General features: G+C 66.8%; 10 protein-coding genes. 3 read left to right on the top strand and 7 right to left on the bottom strand.

From position 1 onward, the window contains the following. Positions 1-98 precede the first annotated feature (98 nt). The 3 genes from A39O_RS0100385 to A39O_RS0100375 all read left to right on the top strand — a co-directional run bounded on the left by A39O_RS0100385 (position 99) and on the right by A39O_RS0100375 (position 5,885). Positions 99-923, top strand: coding sequence for an undecaprenyl-diphosphate phosphatase (locus A39O_RS0100385; protein ID WP_020502731.1), 825 nt, complete (start codon positions 99-101; stop codon positions 921-923). Between the two features lie 333 nt (positions 924-1,256). Further along, positions 1,257-3,785, top strand: a complete 2,529-nt coding sequence (gene ptsP / locus A39O_RS0100380; RefSeq protein WP_020502730.1) for a phosphoenolpyruvate--protein phosphotransferase — start codon at positions 1,257-1,259, stop codon at positions 3,783-3,785. A gap of 18 nt (positions 3,786-3,803) precedes the next feature. Beyond that, positions 3,804-5,885, top strand: a complete 2,082-nt coding sequence (locus A39O_RS0100375; protein ID WP_020502729.1) for a PTS transporter subunit EIIC — start codon at positions 3,804-3,806, stop codon at positions 5,883-5,885. A 386-nt stretch (positions 5,886-6,271) separates the two neighbouring features. Here the strand turns inward: A39O_RS0100375 and A39O_RS0100370 are convergent, their stop codons facing one another. From A39O_RS0100370 to A39O_RS0100340, 7 genes are all read right to left on the bottom strand, one after another. Further along, positions 6,272-7,480, bottom strand: coding sequence for a Fic family protein (locus A39O_RS0100370; protein ID WP_020502728.1), 1,209 nt, complete (start codon positions 7,478-7,480; stop codon positions 6,272-6,274). Between the two features lie 540 nt (positions 7,481-8,020). After that, on the bottom strand, positions 8,021-8,707 hold the full coding sequence (locus A39O_RS0100365) for an MT-A70 family methyltransferase (RefSeq protein ID WP_020502727.1): 687 nt from the start codon (positions 8,705-8,707) through the stop codon (positions 8,021-8,023). Continuing rightward, entirely contained in the window at positions 8,691-9,281 is a 591-nt protein-coding gene (locus A39O_RS0100360) for a BglII/BstYI family type II restriction endonuclease (protein ID WP_020502726.1), read from the bottom strand. Before A39O_RS0100360 ends, A39O_RS0100365 begins: the two co-directional genes overlap by 17 nt. Before the next feature lie 45 nt (positions 9,282-9,326). Next, positions 9,327-11,642, bottom strand: coding sequence for a cytochrome c3 family protein (locus A39O_RS0100355; protein WP_020502725.1), 2,316 nt, complete (start codon positions 11,640-11,642; stop codon positions 9,327-9,329). Positions 11,643-11,990: 348 nt separating this feature from the next. Then, positions 11,991-17,684 (bottom strand): excinuclease ABC subunit UvrA, encoded by a 5,694-nt coding sequence (gene uvrA, locus A39O_RS0100350; RefSeq protein WP_020502724.1) that lies wholly within the window; start codon positions 17,682-17,684, stop codon positions 11,991-11,993. Positions 17,685-17,833: 149 nt separating this feature from the next. Further along, the gene (locus tag A39O_RS31320; protein ID WP_020502723.1) at positions 17,834-21,082 is read right to left on the bottom strand and encodes an EAL domain-containing protein; all 3,249 of its coding nucleotides are present in this window, start codon (positions 21,080-21,082) and stop codon (positions 17,834-17,836) included. After that, positions 21,079-22,086 (bottom strand): ABC transporter substrate-binding protein, encoded by a 1,008-nt coding sequence (locus A39O_RS0100340; protein WP_245561675.1) that lies wholly within the window; start codon positions 22,084-22,086, stop codon positions 21,079-21,081. Before A39O_RS0100340 ends, A39O_RS31320 begins: the two co-directional genes overlap by 4 nt. Positions 22,087-22,407 lie beyond the last annotated feature (321 nt).

Raw genomic sequence — 22,407 nt, 5'->3', positions numbered from 1 at the left:
GCTGTCCGGCCTTCTGTCCGGCTCCCGATCGGTGTAAAGTCGCGGCCCTAGTCGGATCCGTCCATCCGCCGCCGCGCGGCGCACCTTGGGAATCGCACATGTTCGAACTGCCCCTGTTGTTGAAGGCATTGATCCTCGGCATCGTCGAGGGATTGACGGAGTTCTTGCCGATCTCCTCGACCGGTCACCTGATCATCGTCGGCAGCCTGCTCGATTATACGAACGAACAGAGCAAGGTCTTCAAAATCGCCATCCAGTTGGGTGCCATCCTCGCCGTCTGCTGGCTCTATCGGGAGCGCCTCGTGGGCGTCACCTTGGGGCTCTGGACCAAGCAGCGGGAGCGGCGCTTCGCCGCCAACATCCTGATCGCCTTCCTGCCGGCCATGCTGCTGGGTGTGCTGTTCTACTCCACCATCAAGACTTACCTGTTCAACCCGCTCACGGTGGCAGGAGCCTTGATCGTCGGCGGTCTGGTCATTCTCCTCGTGGAACGTAACCCGCGCCCGGCGCGGTTCCAAACAGTCGATGACATCACTTGGCGAGAGGCGCTGAAAGTGGGTCTCGCCCAGGCCGTCGCCATGTTCCCCGGGGTCTCTCGCGCCGGGGCAACCATCATGGGCGGGCTGATTTTCGGGCTGTCGCGCAAAGCGGCCACCGAACTGTCGTTCTTTCTCGCCGTCCCGACCATGCTGGCCGCCACGGTTTACGACGTTTACAAGTCGCGCGACTTGCTCAACGTCGCTGACCTGCCGGTCTTCGCCGTGGGCTTCGCGGCGGCCTTTATCGCCGCAATGCTCACGATCAAGGCACTGCTGCGCTACGTTTCCAACCACAGCTTCGAAGTCTTTGCCTGGTACCGCATCGCCTTCGGCTTGATCGTCCTGGGAACCGCGTACACTGGACTCGTGGATTGGCACGACTGAAACGGGGCGACCGGTTTCAGCCCCGGCAACGCGGGCACTCGCGACGGCAGTTGCTGATCGGCGCAGACCCTGCGAGGATTGGAGCTGACCACCACCAGGCCGCGGTAGAGCCCGCTCAACCGCGGCCTGGTCACCGGAACGATAAACAACAAGGGGTGCCATCACGCACCCCCGGACAGGGATCGATGTGATGCGACCCCATGCCGTCACCCACTGCGCCACCGCACGACGGCTGCTCGCCCGCTGCGTTCCCTCCCGCATGTCTTGCGCACGCCCACACCCCGCGGGGGTCGGCGCGCGACCCATGTCCCAACCACCACAGAGGAGATCGCGGTGCGAACCATCGAGCTGAAGGCGCCCCTGGATGGCGTCACCCTGCCATTGGAGCAGGTCCCGGACCCTGTTTTTTCACAAAAAATGGTCGGTGACGGACTCTCGATCGACCCGCTGTCGCAGGTGCTCGTCGCCCCCTGCGCGGGGACCGTGGTCAACCTGCATCGCGCCGGCCACGCGGTGACCCTGACGACCCCCGAGGGCATCGAACTGATGATGCACATCGGCCTGGACACGGTGAACCTGAAGGGCCAGGGCTTCACCCCCAAGGTCGTCGAAGGTCAGACCGTGGCCGCCGGCGAGGCGCTGATCGCCTTCGACGCGGATTATCTCGCCACCCACGCCAAGAGCCTGCTGACCCAGATCGTCGTCACCAACGGCGAGCGGGTGACGGCCTACCATCAGGTCAGCGGCAGGGTGCGTGCCGGCCAGGATACGGTGATGACCCTCGACCTGGCCGACCAGGCCGCGAGCACGGGGGCGATCGGCGGTCAGCGCCTAGTCTCGGAGGCGCTGTTGATCCCCAACCCGACCGGGCTGCATGCCCGCCCGGCCGCGGTGCTGGCCAACCTGGCCAAACGCTGGCAATCCCGCATCACGCTTCAGCGCGGCGACGATCAGGCGAACGCCAAGAGTCTGGTCTCCATCATGGGACTGGGGATCGAACAAGGCGACAAGGTGGTGCTGGTTGCGGAAGGACCGGACGCGGCGCAGGCCATCGCCGCCCTGGCCCCCGAGATCGCCGCCGGCCTGGGCGACGAGGGCAGCGTCCCCGCCCCGGCACCGGCCACCACCGAGATCAGTGCCGATGCGGCACCGGCCCCGCGCCCGCGCTCCGATGATCCCAAACTGTTGCTCGGGGTCGCCGCCTCTCCCGGTCTCGCGGTCGGCAAGGTGTGGCGCCTGCGGCGCGAGGAAATCCAGGTTCAGGAGACCGGCGAGACGCCGAACCAGGAGCGGCGCCGCCTGGAGGACGCCATGGACATGGCCCGCAACCAACTGGAAGCCTTACAGATCGAGCTGCGCACCCAGGCCGACCCGGCCAAAGCCGCCATCTTTGCCGCCCACCAGGAACTGCTGAGCGACCCGGACCTGCTGGACATCGCCGAGAGCGCGATGGCCAAGGGGAAGAGCGCCGCCTTCGCCTGGCGAGCCGCCTTCACCACCCACGCCGAACGCCTGGCCGGGCTCAAGAATCCCCTGCTGGCCGGCCGCGCCAATGACCTGCGCGATGTCGGCCGGCGGGTGCTCGCCATCGTCACCGGCCACCCCTTGGAAGAGCCCCAGGCCCCCGCCGACAGTATCCTGATCGCCGAAGAGCTCAACCCCTCGGACACCGCCCGGCTCGACCGCACCCGCGTGCTGGGCTTCGCGACCGTGGGCGGCGGTGCGACCTCCCACGTCGCCATCATCGCCCGGTCGCTGGACATCCCGGCGGTGGCCGGCATCGAACCGCGCGCCATGGACCTGGCGGACGGCACCCCGGTGATCCTGGACGGCAGCAAGGGCAGCCTGCGACTCGACCCGGACCCGGCTGAGATCAATCGGATTCGCACCCTCAAACAGCGGATGGCGCAACGCCGCGCCGCCGACCTGGCCGCGGCCTTCACGCCGGCCATGACCACGGACGGACACCGCATCGAGGTGGCAGCCAACATCGGCGGCCTGGAGGACGCGGCGAAATCCATCACCCTGGGCGGTGAGGGGGTCGGTCTGCTGCGCTCCGAGTTCCTGTACATGGACCGCACCTCGGCCCCCACCGAGGATGAGCAATACGCGATCTATACGGAGATCGCCAAGGCCCTGGACGGCCGGCCGATGATCATCCGCACCCTGGACGTGGGCGGCGACAAGCCCCTGGCCTATCTGCCCATGCCGCGTGAGGAAAACCCCTTCCTCGGCATCCGCGGGGTGCGCATCGGACTGGACCGGCCGGAAATCCTGCGCACCCAGGTGCGCGCCATCCTGCGCGCCGGCCAGGGCCGGACACTGCGCATGATGTTCCCCATGATCGCCACCATGGAGGAAGTGCGCTCGGTCAAGGGCTTGGTCGAGGAGGAGCGGGCGCGCCTGGGCACCGTCGATCCGGTGGAACTGGGCATCATGGTCGAAGTCCCCGCCGCGGCTATCCTGGCCCGCCAGTTCGCCCGCGAGGTCGACTTTTTCTCCATCGGCACCAACGATCTGACGCAGTACACGCTCGCCATGGACCGCGGCCATCCCAAGCTCGCCGCCAAGGCGGACGGCATGAACCCGGCGGTGCTGCGGCTGATCGCCCAGACCGTGGAAGGAGCCAAAGCGGAGGGCAAGTGGGTCGGCGTGTGCGGCGGTATCGCCAGCGATCCTCAGGCAGTCGCCATCCTGATCGGGTTGGGCGTCAGCGAACTCTCGGTCAGCGTCCCCTCGATCCCGGCAGTCAAGGCCGAGGTGCGGGCGAACTCGCTTGCCGCGTGCCAGGCGCTGGCGGAGCACGCACTGGCTCAGGACAGCGCCGCGGCGGTCCGCGCGCTGGTGCCCTTGGACTACTGATTCGATCCGGAGAACACGATGAGTCTATCAACTGTTTGGGGTGACACCTTCGGCGGTCTGCAAAAGATCGGCAAGGCCCTGATGCTGCCGGTGTCGGTGCTGCCGGTGGCGGGCATCCTGTTGGGTGTGGGCGCCTCCATCGCCCGCGAGGCCGAGACGCCCTGGATCGCCGAGATCGGCCGGATCATGTCCGCCTCCGGCGACGCCATCTTTATGATCCTGCCGCTGATCTTCGCCATCGGCGTGGTTCTGGGCTTCACCAAGAACGACGGTGTGGCGGCCATGGCAGCCACCGTCGGCTACTTCGTCCTGCTGGCCGCCCTGGGGGTCATCGGCCTGCTTTTCATCGGCTGGACGGCCCCCGTACAGCCGCTCGCCCTCACCGGTGACAACGCCAAGTCGGTTTACGTGGAATACGACACGCAGCGCGACCGCTTCCTCTGTCTCGACAAGGACGGACGAACGATCGAGAAACTGCGGGCGAGCGAAATCGAGGGCACGGCACTGACCTGTGACGGAGTCTCAGTACCCTTCGTCCTCCAGGCCGGCCAGGGTGAAGAGGGCGCCATCGCGCTCTATGACGCCGGCAAGGGTGAACTGGTCGCCTTCCCGCCGGCGCAGAGCCGCGCCGAGATCAAAAAAATCTTCGGCATCGAGTCGATCGACACCGGCGTCTTCGGCGGCATCCTGATCGGACTGCTCTCCGCGTTCCTGTTCAACAAGTATTACCGCATCTCGCTGCCGGCCTATCTCGGCTTCTTCGCCGGCAAGCGCTTCGTGCCGATCGCCGTCGCCTTTGCGGCCATTGGGCTCGCCGCCATTCTCGCCATCATCTGGCCGCCCATCGGCGTGGCCATCCGCGACTTCGGCGACTGGGCGGCCTACGGCAACCCGGCCGCGGCGGTCACCATCTACGGCGTGGTGGAGCGTATGCTGCTGCCCTTCGGTCTGCATCACATCTGGAATGTTCCGTTCTTCTTCGAGGTCGGGACCTATGTCGACCCGGAGACCGGCAAGACGGTCCACGGCGTCCTCAACCGCTTCTTCGCCGGAGACTATGAGGCGGCCATCCTGGGCGGCGGTTTCGTGTTCAAGATGTTCGGCCTGCCGGCCGCCGCACTCGCCATCTATCACTGCGCCAAGCCCGAGAACAAGGCGCGGGTCGCCGGCATCATGGGTTCCGCGGCGCTCACCGCCTTCCTCACCGGCATCACCGAGCCGCTGGAATTTTCCTTCCTGTTCGTCGCCCCGCTGCTCTATATCGTCCATGCGGTGCTGGTCGGCATTGCGTATCTGAGCACCTACCTGCTCGATGCGCGCCTGGGCTACAGCTTCAGCCACGGCTTCATCGACTACGCGCTCTATTACGTCAACGACATCAAGCCCTGGATCGTCCTGATCCTGGGACCCATCTTCGCCTTGGTCTACTACGTGCTCTTCCGCGTCCTGATCCAATGGTTGGATCTCAAGACGCCCGGACGCGAACTCGAGACCCTGGACGCGGCGGACGCCAAGGCCATGGTCGCGGATGACTTTGCCAAAGAACTCGTTCTGGCCTTCGGCGGCAAGAGCAACATCCTGGGGCTGGACGCCTGCATCACCCGGCTGCGCGTGGCGGTGGCCGACATGGGCAAGGCCAACCCGGACAAGCTCAAAGCGCTCGGCGCGGCCGGTGTCGTCACTGTCGGCAACAACCTCCAGGCCATCTTCGGACCCAAGTCCGACAACCTGAAGACCGACATGGAGGAATACCTGCTGACCGCCGGCCCCGAGGCCGAACTGCCGGAAGGTGCCGCCGCGCCCAAGGTCAAGTACAAGGCGGATGCCTTGAAACCCCGTGCCCGCGACGCCGAGGCCCCGGCCAAGGCGCGCGCCATCCTGGCGAGCCTGGGCGGCAGAACCAACGTCCGCCAGGCCGAGGCCGCCGCCGAGACCCGGCTGCGCGTCACCGTCACCGACGCCGCCATGCTGGATGAGAGCGCATTGCAGGCCGCCGGCGTGCAGGGCATTCTGCGGCTGCCCGACAATGTGCTGCATCTGCTGGTCGGATTGAATGCCGATCAATATGCCGCGGAGATGAAGGCGGCGATGGCGGGATGAGTTAGGGCAGGACACCCGAGAGAAGAAGTCCGAGCGGGGCACACCCCCGCCTCGGATTCCGCTGGAGCATCGGCAAGGAACGGTTCACTAATAAGTTAAACAAGTCCCTTAAGGGACGCCTTTGGCGTCTCGGTCGTTGTCGTTGTCGTTGTCGTAATCGAGTTGACGATCCGCGCGGGATGCGTTGGTCCCGTGCGTGGCGATCGAAGCCTTTCAAATACTTGGCGGCCTTGTACGCCCAGGCTGTGTAGCGAATCGAAACCCGACAGACAGCAGGCTGTTCATGCCGACTTGAATCGCTTATCCGATTACGACAACGACAACGACAACGACAACGACAACGACAACGATTGTCTTCGTGTTTAACTTCTGTTTGACTCGCTCCTTTACGAGTCCATCGGAAACACCCCCGGAAACAGATAGGGCACCGCCGCCATCGGCAGCCCGATGCGCACCGCGCCCTTGGGACTGTCCGAAACCAGCAGGCCCTCTTCCAGCAGGCCGGCGATCACGTCGCGGCCGGCCCGCTCGCCGTAGCCGGTGAGTGCCGCGGCCTCACCGCGAGGCAGCGAGCCGCGCAGGAAGACCGTCACCAGGACCGGCGCGGCGACCGGTTTGATGGCCCGACCAGGCAGGGTACCGGCGGCGCGCAACTGCACATAGCCCTGGATGCGTTTGTGCAGGTCGTCGGTCGCGAGCATCCCGCCCATGAAACGCGCCTGGTCAATGCAGGTTTGGAGAAAGAACCGGCAGAAATCCGCGAGCCCGGCAAGCGAGAGGTTGCCGCGCCCGTCGTAGTCGTTGCGACGCGGTGCGTCCGCGGCGGCCAGTCGGTCCAAGTATTCCGCACGGTTGCGGGCAAGTCCGCGGCTGGCCGACCATAAGCCATGCCCCACGGTGCCGCCGGCGCCCAGATAGGCGTCGGTGAAGAGTCGGGTGACGCGTCCGTTGCCGTCCAGGAAGGGGTGTATCCAGGCCAGGCGGTGGTGGCTGGCGGCAGCGGCGATGAAGCGGGCCTGGCCGCGGTGCCGCTCCGGGGCATAGACGTCGGCGAAGCGCGTGAGGAAGCGGTCGAGCGACCGGGCGTCCGGGGGCACATGCCGCCCTACCTGGACCGGGCGTTCGCGCAGGCGTCCGGGTACCAGGGTCTCGCGCTCCTGGTCGGACGGATCCCCGACCTCGCGAAGGGACGGCGGGAGTTGCTGGTAGAAGCGCTCATGGATCCAGCACAGGAAGGCCGGGTCGCAGACCCGCAGGCCGGGCTCGGACGCGATGCGACCCTCGATAGCCTGCTGGATTTCAATGTACGCACGGCTCTCTAACTGGAGCGCGCGGCGGACCGGCTCTCCCGCGTAGTCGGCGCGCATGGCCCGTTCGATGTCGATGGGATGGGTTCGATGACCCTCTATCAGGTTGGAGTAATAGCTGTTGATGGTGCGCAACAGCGCCCGCAAGGTGCCCTCGGTGAGAGGATGCAACTGGCCGACCGCACGGGCGGATTCAGCGACCAGGTCCAGGGCTAGGTCACTCAGGTCCGCGCGGTCGCCGGCGCAGTCGGGGAGCATGGGCTCCATGGTTGCCGGGTCGTCGTACATTGGTCTCCGCGGCTGGCCGTGCCGATCTTGGTGCCGATCGCTCCAGAAGATAACAGATTGATCGAAGGATGAATCAAGCCGCTTGCGACCGTCCGCTTCGGGGCCGGAATGCCGATCTTTACGCTCAGGCGCCCGATTCCCAGGTTGCCCCGAGAATTGTCGACGGAGTTTACTCGCGCCCGATTTCGCTGGTCTTGATCGTCGTTCCGGCCAGTGCACCGGCCTGGTGCACTGGAGGTCGAGGCTTTAGCCGGACCAGGGCCGCGCAGACGCGATGTCGACCGGCTAACGGCCATGGAAGCAACATCAGCCGCCCCGGACGATGAATGTCCCCCGTGGGAACGGCGTCCCGCCGCGATGCGGTGCCGCGGTGATCGCGAACGCTGCGGTGACACGCCCGNCCCCATCGCGGCGGGACGCCGCTCCCACAGGGTCGCTACGCGACTTTCACGGTAAAGCCTCGACCTCCAGTGATCTTGGAGCCGCAACGACGATCAAGGCCCCACACCGCACGCGACAGCCTCACCAGACCAAAGCCGCTCATCCCTTGCCGCGATAACCCGCCGGCGATTCGACGAGGCGCAGCGCCGGGTCCTTGTGACCTTTGCGCATGGCGACTCCGTCGAATGAGTTGCGCTCCACGTCTTCATTACCCCATTGATCCCAGCCCTCGCGCCGAAAGCGGGCGAACAGTTCGATATAGGGACCGGGTGAGCAGCGCTCGATGATGTCGTAGATCTCGTCCGGCTTACGTGAGTGCTCGCGTTTCTGGGTCGAGAGCAGATTGACTTGGCGCCGGCCGGGCTGCAGGGTCCGCATGCTGCCGCGCACGCCAAACAGGATCATTTCGGTGACATTGCGGAAATAAAAGCCCACGCCCCGGCCGTCCGGTCCGCCGTCCTTGCGGATTTTGTACCAGATGATGTTCGATTTGTAAGTGAAACCCCAGGCTTCCATGACGCGTAGACCCTCGCTGAGCAGCGCGTTGGGAACCCAGAGATACAGATGCGATCTGGCCGCGGAGAACTTATGCACGGGGAGATCCATGATCTCCTTGATTTCCATCGTCGGATAGCGGAGCAGTCGCTTATGCTCCGGGGCCATCTTGCCGGTGCGATTCTGGAATTGCCAGGGTGGATCCGCCAGAATGGTGGAATACAGCTCGCACGCCTTGGAGAGCAGGTCTTCGCCCGGCGTTGGTTCGGTAATACTAACAATTCGTGTCATACAGGGTATCTTTTATTCCGAAAACAAGAACCGGACAACCACCGCCGCCGCCGCCCTCGATCTTGGGCAGCAGTTTGCTCATATGTGTCGTCGAGGCACCATAGCTGCTCCCGCGGCCGAGTTGCGCGAAAATAGCCTGTAACGAATCACAGCGGGTGATGATAACACCGACCGAAATGACGCGCAGATCGAACAGCAGACGGAAGTTATTCAGATCGCGGTCAAAGAACGGGTCTTTATTGTTCCATTCAATTTCCAGCGCCACCCGATTCTTGTAGCAGTCCACCGCATGGGTGGGACTATCGATCGCACGGCCGTCGACCACCACCGAGGTGGCAAATTTCTTCTCGACCCAGTGTCTCGCGTACAATTCCGTATCGATCCAATTGGAGACCCGTGACTTGTTGCCGCCGCCGGAGGCGATGAAGGTCTGACACAGACGAAAGCGGGACAACACATCGCAGATGTCGTCCCATTCCTCCGGGAAATCGCGTTCGAGAATCGCGCTGGCATGACGCCATTCGTGCAATTCATAGTTGGCGAGAATGATCGGGGGAAGTGCGGCAAGCGGCATGCGCGGTCCGGATTCGGCTGATGATGATAGATGCCTCGCGGTGCCCTATGGTAAGCCCACCCCAGACGACTGTCCCAGCGACTTTCGCAGTTGTTCCACCGCCGGGTCCGCCGGGGTCAGGATCGCCAGCTTGTCCAGCCAGGCCGCCGCGGCCTGCGGCCGCCCCAGTTTGGCGTTGTACTGGACCAGGGCGATCAGCAGGTCGCTGTCCGCGCCGTCGCGGGCCGCGGCGGCCTCCAGCACCGGCAGGGACTCGGCCGTGCGCTCGGCGCCATCCAGGGCGACTGCATAGACATACGCGTAGTGGGTGTTGTTGGGTGCCAGGTCGCTCGCGCGCCGCAGCGACTCCAGTGCCGCGTCCAGGCGCTTGGCGCGCACCAGCGCGAGCCCCAAGGCGTGGTTCAGGTCGGCACTGTCGGGGGACACGGCCAGCCCGGCACGCAGTTGCGCCTGCGCCTGCGACTCCTGCCCCTGGGCACGGTAGAGGTCCGCCAGGTTGGCATAGGCCGGAACAAAGCGCGGATCGAGCCGCAGGGCCGCCTGATACGCACGCTGCGCCACTTCCGGTTCACCAGCCGCGGCGGCGATCGACCCCAAGTTCAGATTCGACTCCGGCCGGTCCGCGTTCACCGTCTCCGCCGCCACGTATTCCTCCAAAGCGGTCGTCAGTTCACCGACCAGCGCGTCGCCCATTTTCTGAGTCATCAGCGGCGCCAGAACGCGGGCCGCTTCCAGGCGGACGGTGCGCACCGGATCGGAGAGCAGGGGCCAGGCCAGTTCCACGCGGGTGCGCAGATCGGTCAGGTCCAGAAAGCGAACGGCGGCCGCCCGCACCAGGGCATCGGGGTCGGCGAGCAGGCGCCGCACGGTCAGCAGCGCATCCTGACTCGGACGGTCATGGAGCCGTTCCAGCGCGGTCGCCCGCGCGATGCCGGGCTGATTCGGGTCCCCGGCCAGAGCCAGCAGCCGGGAGGCCGCGTCCGGAGCGCCGGTGTCGGCCGCATGCAGGGCTTCGCCGAAATGCGGCTTGCGGTTGACCGGGTCCGGGAACCAGCCCGCCACGGCAGCCGCGGCCCAGGCGGCATCTTTATCCTGATGACAGCCGTTGCAGGCATTGGGGGTGCCGAGCTGCGCCGACAGGTCCGGCCGCGGCACCCGCAGACTATGATCGGCGCGCTCATCGACCACCATATAGAACCGCTGAGTCATGTGACAGGCAATGCAGGCGGTGCCCGTGCTGTTCTCCGCGTGGTGATGGTGCGCCGCGACGTCGTAACGGTCGGCCTGGTGGCAACGCAGACAGAGTGCATTGCCGGCAGCCATCGGTTTCAGGCTATGGGGCTCATGACAATCGGAACAGACTACCCCCTGATGGTACATGCGACTTTGGATGAAGGACCCGAAGTCGAACACCTCGTCCTTGATCTGACCGTCCGGGAAGTACAGGTTGGGCTCCAGCAGGGCGAGCCGAAAACCCTGATTCAGCGCTTCGCCCGGACGCACCTCCTCCCAGATGCGCCCGCGCCTTGAATGACAGCGGGCACAGGTCTCGGTCTGGGTGTGCGTGGTGCGGGGCACGCTGCGCATTGGTTTGCCGGTCGCCGGATCGATCTGCCATTGGCCGCCGTCCCGGTCTTTGAGGTCCACCGCGAGTCCTAGGGCCGGATCGCTCGCCGGCGGCGCACTGCCGGCCGCCTTGGCGTCCGCCGCCGCCCTCGCCCACTCGACATGGCGCGCGCCGGGTCCGTGGCAGGCCTCGCAGGCGACATTGATCTCGACAAAACGAGTGTCATAGACGTTGCGTTGGGCGTCGTAACCCTTTTTCAGATCGGTTGAATGACAGTCGGCGCACTGGTAGTTCCAGGTCTGGTCCAGCCCGGTCCAATGCAGCGGGTTGGTATGGTCCATCTTCTCGTTGGGATAGAGATGGAACCAGCGCTGACCGCCGCGCTCCGTGGGACGGCTGTCCCAGGCGATGCCCAGGGCTTGCAGCCGGCCGCCGGGAAATTCGATCAGGTATTGCTGGAGCGGATACCAGCCGAAGGTGTAACGAATGGGGTAGTCGGTGAGGGTCCCGTCCGGTCCGTCGGTATGCACGAAATAACGTCCGTCGCGCTTGAAGAAGCGGGAGGTCACCCCGTGGGCGGTGAACTCGACATCATTGAAATCACCCAGCACGGTCTGCGCCGTCGGCTCCTTCATCGCCCGGTCGTGGTAGGAATCCCGCCACAGATCGCGTTCCTTGACGTGACATTCGCCGCAGACCTGGACACCCAGATAGCCGGCCGCATCCGCCGCCGCGCGCGGTGATGAGGCGATGGGGATCAATAGAAGGAGGGGCAGCAGGGTGTGTAGGAACATGACGTTGAGTATCCGAGTGGAGTATTGTGCTTTAGGGTGCTCGACCTTGGATTATCGTTCCGGTCAGCTTCCGCATCCCCCGTGGGAGCGGCGTCCCGCCGCGATGGGACCTGGCGTGCAGCCGCAGCGTTCGAGGTCACCGCGGCACCGCATCGCGGCGGGACGCCGCTCCCACGGGGTCGCTACGCGACCTTCACGGTAAAGCCTCGGCCTCCAGTTTTCTTGCGGCCGGAACGATGTTCAAGACCCGTGCGCCCACGCCACGGATTGGATGGAAACGCATTCGACAGCGCGTTGCTCATGACCACATTGCATCGCTTCTCCGACAACGACAGGTTATCACGCGACTCACGCAGTTCCACCCAGCCATTCCCGCAACGCCGTCGCGGTCGGCAACTCCCCGCCCTTTGCTGCGACCTGCTCCGGCGTGCCTTCGGCCACCACCCGTCCGCCCGCCTCGCCGCCCTCGGGTCCCAGGTCGATGACCCAGTCGGCCGCGGCGATCAGGTCCAGATCGTGCTCGATGGCCAGCACCGTGTGACCGGCGTCCACCAGCCGGTGCAGCACGCCGATCAGGCGCTCCACGTCGGCCATGTGCAGCCCGACCGTGGGTTCGTCCAGAACGTAAAGCGTCGGGCGTGGATGGGTGCCGTCCGCGGTCGGGCGGGCCTTGGTGAGTTCAGTGACCAGCTTGATGCGCTGGGCCTCGCCGCCGCTCAAGGTCGGGCTCTGCTGACCCAGGCTCAGGTAGCCGAGCCCAACGTCCTGCAACAGGGTCAGCGGGTGGCGGATGGCGGGGTGCGCGGCAAAGACCTCGACCGCCCGATCGACATCCAGCGCCAGTACGGCGCCGATGTCGAGCCCCAGATAGCGGACCTCTCGCGTCTCGCGGTCGAAGCGGCGGCCGCCGCAGACCTCGCAGGGCACGCGCACGTCGGGCAGAAAGCTCATCTCCAAGCGCTGGACGCCCTGGCCCTCGCAGGCCGGACAGCGCCCGCCCGGCGTGTTGAATGAAAAGCGCGCCGCACTCCAACCCAGGATGCGCGCCTCGGCGGTCGCGGCAAAGAGCTTGCGGATGGCGTCCCAGAAGCCGACATAGGTGGCCGGGCAGGAGCGCGGTGTCTTGCCGATGGGGGTCTGATCCACCTCCAGCACCCGACTGAGACCATGCCAGCCCGACAACCCGGCGCAGCCATGGACCCTGCCCGTGGGAGCGGCGTCCCGCCGCGATTCCCCCGCCGCCGTCCCCGCCTCTGCCAAGCGCGCCCCCCGCCGCCCGCCACGCGCGCCCTCGTCCGCCGCCCCCAACAACCCCTGCAGGCTGCGCACCAGCACATCGCGCACCAGGCTGGACTTGCCCGACCCCGAGACTCCGGTAACACACACCAGCCGCCGCAGCGGCAACCGTACATCCAGGTTCTTGAGGTTGTGCAGCCCGGCCCCGCGGATGGCGAGCCACTCGCCCTTACCCGGAGCCGGCCGGCGCGGACGGGCTTCGCCCAGGCCATGACCGCGGGTCCGCGCCAGATAGCGGCCGGTGATCGAGGCGGAAGCGGCGATCAAATCCGCGGCCGTCCCCTCGGCGACCACGAACCCACCCTGGACGCCGGCGCCGGGCCCCAGGTCGATGACATGCTCGGCACGCCGAATGGTCTCCTCGTCGTGCTCCACCACCACGACGGTGTTTCCCCGATCGCGCAGCCGCGTCAGCGTCTGGAGCAGCAGCCGGTTATCCCGCGGATGCAGGCCGATGCTGGGCTCGTCCAGCACATAGCAGACCCCTTGCAGGTTCGATCCGAGCTGGGCGGCGAGCCGGATGCGCTGGGCTTCGCCGCCGGAGAGCGTCGGCGCGCCCCGGTCCAGGGTCAGATAACCCAGACCCACATGGACGAGAAAGCTGAGCCGCTCACGCACCTCGCCGAGCAGGTCATGGGCGATGGCCTGCTCGCGCGCGTCGAGCACCAGGTCGTCCAGCACCCGCGTCGCCGCCGTCACGGTCAGGGCGGACAAGTCGGCGATTGAGCGACCGCGGAAGCGCACCGCCAGGGTCTCCGGGTTCAGGCGCGCACCCCGACACTGGCCGCAGGTCTGATGCTGTTCGAGCGGCTCCAGCCATTGATCCTCGGCGCCGCTCTGTTCGGCGTCGAAGTCGGGGATTTCGAGTCCAGTCCCAAGACAGGCCAGGCACCAGCCCTGCTTGGAGTTGTAGCTGAACTGCCGCGGGTCCGGCTCCGCGAAGGCGCGTCCGCAACCGGGGCAGGCGCGCTGGAGCGAATAGGGAGTTTCCGCGCCCCAGCCCTCCGGCGTGAGACGCACCACCCGTACCAGCCCCTTGCCCAAATCCAGGGCCTGATCGAGCAGCGCCCGCAGGTCCGGCTCCGCTTGCGGGGTGATGCGCACCTCGCCGACCGGCAGGTCGATGGAATGCTCGCGGAAGCGGTCCAGCCGCGGCCAGCCCTGAGTCTGCACCGGCGCGCCGTCGACTCGCAGGACAGTCCACCCCTTGCGGGCCGCCCACTCGGCCAACTCGGCATAGAGCCCTTTGCGGGCGACCACCAGCGGGGCCATCAGGGTGATCCGCTGACCCCCATGATCGCGCAGAATGCGCGCCAGGATCGCCTCCGGCGTCATGGGCTCGATCGGAATGTCGCACGCCGGGCAATACTGAGTGCCGAGTTTCACATAGAGCAGGCGCAGAAAGTGATGGATCTCGGTCTGGGTGCCCAGGGTACTCTTGGCCCCGCCCCGGCTCACCCGCTGCTCGATGGCGACCGTCGGCGGGATGCCGTGCACCGCTTCCACATCCGCCCGCGCGGCCGGCTGGACGAACTGGCGGGCGTAGGCGTTCAGCGACTCCAGATAACGCCGCTGGCCCTCGGCGAACAGGATATCGAAGGCCAGGGTGCTCTTGCCGCTGCCGGAAACACCGGTGATGACAGTGAAGCGGCCGCGCGGGATGGCGACCGTGAGGTCTTTGAGGTTGTGTTCGCGGGCGTGGAGGATATCGATCGAAGGGCGCGCGGTGACTGGCGGATGAAGCGGGACAGCCGCCGCGGACGCGGGCCCATACGCAGGCATCGGCGCTTCGCGGACACCGGCCGCGGGTGCGGCGCCCGCGCTGTCGATCCCCGGCGTCACGCGCCGCGCATCCGTCTCCAGTTGTAAGAGCGCCCGCCCCGTGTGGCTGCCCGCATGGCCAGCCACCTCCGCCGGGGTGCCGACGGCGACCAGAGCCCCGCCGTCATCCCCGCCCTCGGGTCCCAGATCGATCAGCCAATCGGCCGCCGCAATCAGGTCCAGGTTGTGCTCGATGACGACCAGCGAATGCCCCTGGTCGAGCAGGCGCCGCAGCGCCTCGATCAGCACCGCGATGTCCGCCGGATGGAGCCCGGTGGTGGGCTCGTCCATCAGGAACAACAGACCCCCGCCGGAGCCGGAGCCTCGCCGCCCGACCCCGCGCCTGGTCTTGGCCAGGTGCCCCGCCAGCTTCAAGCGCTGCGCCTCGCCGCCGGACAGGGTGGGTACCGGCTGACCCAGGCGCAGATAGCCAAGCCCCACCGCGGTCAGGGGCGCAAGGGCGCGGACCAGCGGCGCATCGTCCGCGAACCGCGCCAGCGCCTCCCTGGCGGTCAGGTCCAGCACGTCGGCGAGCGAGAGGGCCGCGCCCCCCGCCCCGTCCGGCGGCGGCAGCCGGACCTCCAGCACCTCCGGGCGGTAGCGGCGCCCGTCGCAGTCCGGACAGCGCAAATAGACATCGGCGAGGAACTGCATCTCCACCTGCTCGAACCCGTTGCCGCCGCAGGTGGGGCAGCGTCCGTTGCCCGAGTTGAAGCTGAAGGTCCCGGCGGTATAGCCCCGCTCCTTGGCGAGCGGCAGGGCCGCGAACCGCTTGCGCAGTTCATCCAGCGCGCCGACATAGCTCGCCGGATTGGAGCGTGAGGTCCGGCCGATCGGGGACTGGTCGAGCAGGGTCACATCCTCGATCAGGTCCGCCCCGTCGATCCCGTCATGCGCGCCCGGCAGGTCCGTCGGGTGGCCCTTCAACTGACACAGGGCCGGATAGAGGACATCCCCGATCAACGTGGACTTGCCTGAACCCGACACCCCGGTGACCACCACCAGCCGGTGCAGCGGGATCGCGACATCGATGCGCTTGAGATTGTGCGCACCGGCACCGCGGATGCGCAGGCGCGGGGTCGTGTCGGTCACCGGCGCGGGAGCACGGGGTTCGGCCACCCGCCGTCGGCCGGCCAGGTAGTCCCCGGTCAGCGAGCCCGCCGCCGCGAGCAGCGCGTCCGGCGTGCCCTGAAAACAGATCTGACCGCCGTGCTCACCGGGGCCCGGACCGATATCGATGATCCGATCCGCCGCCCGCAGCACCTGCGGGTCATGCTCGACCACCAGGAGCGAGTTGCCCTGATCGCGCAGCCGGTGCAGCACCCCGATCACCCGGTCCAGATCGCGGGGATGCAGGCCGATGCTGGGCTCATCCAGGACGAACAAGGTATTGACCAGCGAGGTGCCGAGCGCCGTGGTCAGGTTGATCCGCTGGACCTCGCCGCCCGACAGGGTGCGCGACTGGCGGTCCAGGGTCAGATAGGGCAGGCCCACCGCGCACAGATACCGCAGACGTGAGCGCATCTCGGTCAGCACCAGGTCCAGCGCCTGGTCGAGTGCCTTGGGGAGGTCCAACTGTTCGACATAGGCCAGACAGCGGTCGATGGGCAGCGCCGTCAGGTCGCGGATGTTGAGGGCCGGGGGCCGCGGCGTGCCTGGCTCGCCGCCCGCGTCACCGCCGACAGTTGGCGCCGCCACCAGCCGCCAATCCAATGCCTCCGCCTTCAGCCGCGCACCGGAGCAGGTCGGACAGGTGTCGTAGGAGCGGTAGCGCGACAGCAGCACCCGCACATGCATCTTGTAGGCGCGGCCCTCCAGCCACGCGAAGAACCGGCGGATGCCGTACCAAACCCCGGTCTCCCACTCGCCCTCGCCCTCGATCACCCAGTCGCGGTCGGCCTGGGGCAGATCGCGCCAGGGCACATCGGTGGGCAGACCGTGACGGTGGGCGAAGCCCATCAAGTCCTCCTGGATCTCGGAATAGCTGTCGGTCTGGATCGGCTTGATCGCCCCGTCGAGCAGCGACTTGCCGGGGTCCGGGATGACCAGCCCCCAGTCGATGCCGATGACCCGCCCGAAACCGCGACAGGTTTCGCAGGCACCCAGCGGCGAGTTGAACGAGAACAGGCTCGGCTGCGGATCGCGGTAGCTGATATCGCAATCCGGACAATGCAGATCAGCAGAGAACCGGTGCGCATCGGCGTCGTGCACCGGCGGCTCCCGACCCTCACCGAGCGGATAGACCAAGAGCCGCCCGTGACCGCGGTCCAGCGCCGTCTCGATCGCCTCCAGCGCGCGTCCCCGATTGTCCTCAGTCAGACGCAGCCGATCCTGGACCACCCGCAGCACCGGGCCGTCCTCGTCCAGCAGCCGCACATAGCCTTGCTGAGCCAGCAGTTGCCGCACCGCCGCCGCCCCCAGTGATTCAGGCACCGGCACTGGAAAGCAGATCGCGACCCGCGGCCGGTCGGTCGGCGCGGCGGCGGTGAGTTGTGTCCAGATCGACTCGGGCGTATCGCGCCGCACCTCCCGCCCGCAGCCCCGGCAGAACAGCCGCCCCGCCCGCGCGAACAGCAGTTTCAGATAATCCGCCAACTCGGTCATGGTCCCCACGGTCGAGCGCGAGGTGCGTACCGGATTGGTCTGATCGATGGCGATGGCGGGCGGAATCCCGTCGATGCGGTCGGCTACCGGCCGGTCCATACGGTCCAGAAACTGCCGGGCGTAGGGCGAGAAGGTCTCGACATAGCGCCGCTGACCCTCGGCATAGACGGTATCGAAGGCAAGCGACGACTTGCCGGACCCCGAGACCCCGGTCACCACGATCAGTTCACCCAGCGGCAGATCGAGATCCAGGTTCTTGAGATTGTTCTGCCGCACGCCGCGCAGGCGGATGCAGTCGTGACGGTCCTTGGAATTCGGCATAGGCGGATGGACGTGAGCAGGCCAACGCGGCCGGGTGCCCATGGTGACACGGCGGATGCGGGCGGGTCGACCGTCACCAATCCCGGCGCACCGGCGCTTGGATGACCATGACCTTACGAGGCGGGTGTCAAGAAAGCGTGACAGGCACCCTATCCCGACGCACTTGACGGATGCATCCCGTCCCGGACCAGTGACTTTAAGTGTTCGAGCAGGGCGTCCTGCAGGTCATGCAGTTCACCCAGTCTCGTCAGGGCTTCGGATGTCCGGTCTTGGGTATGGAGGTCACACACGGCTGTTGCCAACACATGTATTTGTTGGTGCAAAGGCCTGATCGCGGCGGCAGCCGGCTGCGCACCATAACTGGCCAGACCATCGGCATCCAGCCACATGCCAAAGCGGCACTCACGCTGATCCAGCGGCGGCGGTGCTGCGCGATCGCCCTTGAGGTGACTTTCCAGGGCCGTCATCCAGGCGTGGTGTTCGACGCCCGCAAAGAGCAGCGGCAGATCGTCGCGGCTCGCCGTCGGCAGGTCGATCCAGGCCGGATCGCGTTGCCAGGCAGCCGACCAGCCCGGGAGGTCGGCGGCCGGCATGGGTCGGGCAATGGCGTAGCCCTGCGCCAGTTCGCAGCCGAGCCGCAACAGCAGTTCGCCTTGGGCGACGGTTTCTACCCCTTCGGCGATGACTTGGCGCTGGAAGGCGGTGGCCAGGCCGAGTACAGCCTCGATAATGGCCAGGTCATCCGGGTCCACGAGCATGTCGCGCACGAAGCTCTGGTCGATCTTGAGCTGGGCGACCGGCAGGCGCCGCAGATAGGTGAGCGATGAGAAACCCGTGCCGAAGTCATCCAGGGCAGACAGGACCCCGAAGCCCCGGCAGGCGTCGAGGACACGGGAGGCCCCGGCCAGTTCCAAGGCGCTGGTCTCCAGCACCTCCAGTTCCAGATGGCCCGGACGGACCTGCGGATGCGCCGCCAGGAGCGCGCGCAGGCGTTCGACGAAGTTCGCCTGCTGCAACTGACGGGCCCCCACATTGACGCTGACCGGGAACTCTCGCCCGGTGGCCTGCCAGCACTCCATCTGGGTCAAAGCGGTGTCGATGACCCACTCGCCGATCGCGATGGCCAGTGGATGATCCTCAATCACCGGCAGGAACGCCGCCGGCGGCAGGAGGCCCCGCTCCGGGTGTTGCCAACGGATCAGGGCCTCGGCACCGATGATCGCCCCCGTGCGCATATTCACCTTGGGCTGGTAATACAGCACGAATTCATGCGCGACCAGGGCACGGCGAATGCGCTCCAGAACCTCGTGATGACCGCGCAGGGTGCGATCGTGCTCGGCGTCGAACACGTGGTAGCAATTCTTGCCGGCCAGTTTCGCCTGATACATGGCCTGATCGGCCTGACGCAGCAGTTGCTCCGCATCGATGTCCTCCGCCTGCGGATAGAAGGTCGCGCCGAGACTGGCCGACGCCTGGAGTACCCGGTCGCCGGCCGCCACCGGCTGGGCCGCGGCGGCGAGCAGACGGGCGAGCAGCGGCACGCCGTCCTGAGTGTCGGCCAGGTCCGGGAGCACCGCGACGAATTCGTCCCCCCCCAGACGGGCAAAGGTGTCGCCCGCGCGTAGCGCTTGCCGCATGCGGGCCGCCACGGCGATCAGGAACTGGTCCCCCGCCGCATGCCCGTGGCGGTCGTTGATCGTCTTGAAGCCATCCAGATCGAGCAGGACCACGGCCACCGGGCGCGCACGCCGTTGCGCCTGAACCATCTCCTGATGGAGGCGATCGGCCAGCAGCACGCGGTTGGGTAGTCCGGTCAGGCCGTCGTAGTGCGCGCTGCGCTCCAACTGTGCCTCGGAATCCTTGAGGTCCTGGATGTCGGTGCAGGTTCCGAACCAATTGACGACGTGGCCGTCGGCATCGTGTAGCGACGCGCCGCGGACCAGCCACCAGCCGTAGACCCCGTCGGCGCGACGCAGCCGACATTCGAGCGCGTAGACGCCATCGGTTTGGACGGCGTGCTGCCAGGCGTCCCAGGCGCGCTGCCGGTCATCGGGATGGAAGGGGATGTTCCAGCCGTCGCCATAGCTCTCTTCCAGCGTCAACCCGGTGTAATCCACCCATTGCTGATTGAAATAGTTGTTCCCACCGTCTGGTCTGGTCATCCAAACGATTTGTGGCACGGCATCGGCCAGGGTGCGGAATTGCTCTTCGCTCTGCCGGAGGGCCTCCGCCGCCTGCGTCCGCTCGGTGATGTCCGTGGCCGCCCCGACCAAACGCTGCAAGCGGCCTTGGGCATCGAAGAAGCCGTGCGCGGTCTCTTCCAGGACGACGGTCTTGCCGTCGCCGCGGGTGATGCGGTACTCGGTGTGGTAGCGGTCCGCAGCCGGCCGCAACGCCTCCCGCAGCGCGATGAAGCGCGCGCGGTCCGCGGGCACCACCCGCGCAACATAGTCCTGCCCGGTGTCGTGCGCCGCCGTCTCGCCAGTCACGCCCAGGATCGCCGCACAGGTCGCGCTGCGCCGCGCCCGGTCGCTCTGCGGGTCCCAATCGAAGGCGAAGGAGCGGCTGGTCTGCATCGCCAGATGCAGCCAGTCCTGGCTCTCCTGCAGGGCGCGCTCGGCCCGCGCGCGTTCGTCCACCTCGACCGCCAGTCGATCGCGCGAGACCGTGGTCTCCTGGATCTGGTCCAGCAGGCGGTCGAACGCTTTGGCCAATTGGCCCAGTTCGTCCCGGCGGTGCGTCTTGAGGCGCAACGCCGTGGCGCTGCCGCCGATCTGTAACACGGCCTGGCGCAACCGGTCGATCGGCAACAACAGACTCCGCTCGATCAGCAGGAGCAGTCCCAGCCCAATGGCTGCCAGTCCCGCCAGCAGCAGGCCCAAGGCGTGTTTTTCCCGCGTACTCGCCCGGAAGAAACCATCGAGGGCGTGATCGCGGATCTGGCTGACGAACAGGGTCATGGCATGGCTGTTCATCAGGATCAAGTCGGTGGTCTGCCGGCCGCGCGCGCTCAGCCGCGGGTCGGTCCCGGTGGCGTCCAGGTCGGCGAGGAGTTCCAGCAGATCGCTCACCATGCGCCTTGCGCCGTTCCAGGCGTACCGGGTATCCGAATCCGGTGCGTCGGATGCGGCGCTGGACTGGGTTCCCGGCTGCAGCAGGTCGGTGAGGCGCTTGAATTGCGCCTCGACCTGGGATCGGGGTTGGGTGTGCGGGGACACCAGATGGCCGAAGAGCATCGTGCGCAGTTGGGCGGTCGCAACGGTCAGGGACTCGCTCAGCGCCAAGTCCTGCTCGGCGCGGGTCTTCTCCCGGTAAGCGGCGAAAAAGACGCCGAGCAACCACAGGGCGATCAGGGTGCACACCAAAACGAGCAGGCGGATTCGGGTGCGCAGGGTCATGGTGGCGGGGTGACGGTGACGGACCCCGGGCGCAGCCGCGCAAGGCTGGAAGGGTCGATCATGGCACGAAAATCGGGCAACGTCCGACCGGAAGCGAGTCCGCTGGCGATCACCCAATGGGCCTGCGACTGCAGGAGCATGACGAACCCCTGGTCGAGAGCCAGATTGAATCCAAGCCGCTCCCAGATGTCTTCGACGACCGCGCCTTCAACATTCAGTTCGATCATCGCGATCTGCATGGCCTCATGCGGATGCGTGCGCATCCAGCCAATGGTGCGATCGAGGGCCCGCAGGAGACGACCGATTGCCTCCGGCCGGCGCTGCGGCAGATCCGGCGCCACCGCCAGGCTGGCATAGCCCCGATAACGCGGTCCCGTGGGGAAGGTGCGGGCGGCCTCGCCCAAAGCACGCTGGCACTGGGTCGTAAAGGGGGCGAGGGTAGCGACCGCATCGACGTGGCCGGCCGCCAGGGCCGGCGCCTGCTCCGCGGCCGGCAGCTCGACCAGGGTGACGTCCGTCTCGTTCAGCCCCTGGTCGATCAGCATGACGTGCAGGAAGTAATGGACCGTGGTGCCGATGAGGACCCCGACGCGCCGGCCACGCAGGTCCGCCACCCGGTCGATGCCCCGGTCGGCCCTGGTTACGATGGCGTGCTCACCGCTGCCGGCATAGGTGGCGATGACACGCAACGACCGCCCCGCGAGGGCAGCGAACACGAGCGGGGTCTCGGCGACCGTGGCGACCTCCGCCTCGCCGCGCAGCATGGCCTCCAGGGCGAGCTTGCCGCTGGGCAGACGCTGCAGGGTCACCATCAGGCCCTCGGCGGCGAAGAACCCCTGCCGCTCGGCCACCCACAGCGGTACGCCGATGAAATTGGTGGCGACGGCGATACTCAGGGGTTCAGGGGCTGGCGACGCCCGGATCAGCCAGACGATGGCGATGAGGCTCAGCGCGGCCACCGCGCTTGTCGCCATGACACCGATCCATTGCTGTGCGCTAGTCATCGAGGGGTTCCACATGGCGAGCATATACACCCCGACACGCGGGCACTGCGGCGAGTTGACCAGAGCGCAGTCAAGGGATCACCTCACGAAACCAACATGCGTCGTACATTGGCGTAACGTCTCAATCGCTGACCGCTCATCCGATGCAGCAAGCGTGCGCTCACTGAGGCTTTCCGGCAACGGGCAATAGGGGACGGGCGGGAAATAGGGGACGGGGGAAATAGGGGACGCGGGGGAAATAGGGGACGTACCACGAAATATGTTTCTGATAGCACGCCCCGCCAGACTTCTGGAAGAAAGATGAAATAGATGAAGGCGCGT

This window comes from Lamprocystis purpurea DSM 4197, from assembly GCF_000379525.1.
Lineage (GTDB): Bacteria > Pseudomonadota > Gammaproteobacteria > Chromatiales > Chromatiaceae > Thiodictyon > Thiodictyon purpureum.
This window is presented reverse-complemented; position numbering and strand designations above follow the sequence as displayed.

What these genes read in the sequence shown, in the direction of transcription:
- A39O_RS0100385 (WP_020502731.1), top strand. Translation starts at nt 99, where the DNA reads ATGTTCGAACTGCCCCTGTTGTTGAAGGCATTGATCCTCGGCATCGTC.
- A39O_RS0100375 (WP_020502729.1), top strand. Translation starts at nt 3,804, where the DNA reads ATGAGTCTATCAACTGTTTGGGGTGACACCTTCGGCGGTCTGCAAAAG.
- A39O_RS0100370 (WP_020502728.1), bottom strand. Translation starts at nt 7,480, where the DNA reads ATGTACGACGACCCGGCAACCATGGAGCCCATGCTCCCCGACTGCGCC.
- A39O_RS0100365 (WP_020502727.1), bottom strand. Translation starts at nt 8,707, where the DNA reads ATGACACGAATTGTTAGTATTACCGAACCAACGCCGGGCGAAGACCTG.
- A39O_RS0100360 (WP_020502726.1), bottom strand. Translation starts at nt 9,281, where the DNA reads ATGCCGCTTGCCGCACTTCCCCCGATCATTCTCGCCAACTATGAATTG.
- A39O_RS0100355 (WP_020502725.1), bottom strand. Translation starts at nt 11,642, where the DNA reads ATGTTCCTACACACCCTGCTGCCCCTCCTTCTATTGATCCCCATCGCC.
- uvrA (WP_020502724.1), bottom strand. Translation starts at nt 17,684, where the DNA reads ATGCCGAATTCCAAGGACCGTCACGACTGCATCCGCCTGCGCGGCGTG.
- A39O_RS31320 (WP_020502723.1), bottom strand. Translation starts at nt 21,082, where the DNA reads ATGACCCTGCGCACCCGAATCCGCCTGCTCGTTTTGGTGTGCACCCTG.
- A39O_RS0100340 (WP_245561675.1), bottom strand. Translation starts at nt 22,086, where the DNA reads ATGACTAGCGCACAGCAATGGATCGGTGTCATGGCGACAAGCGCGGTG.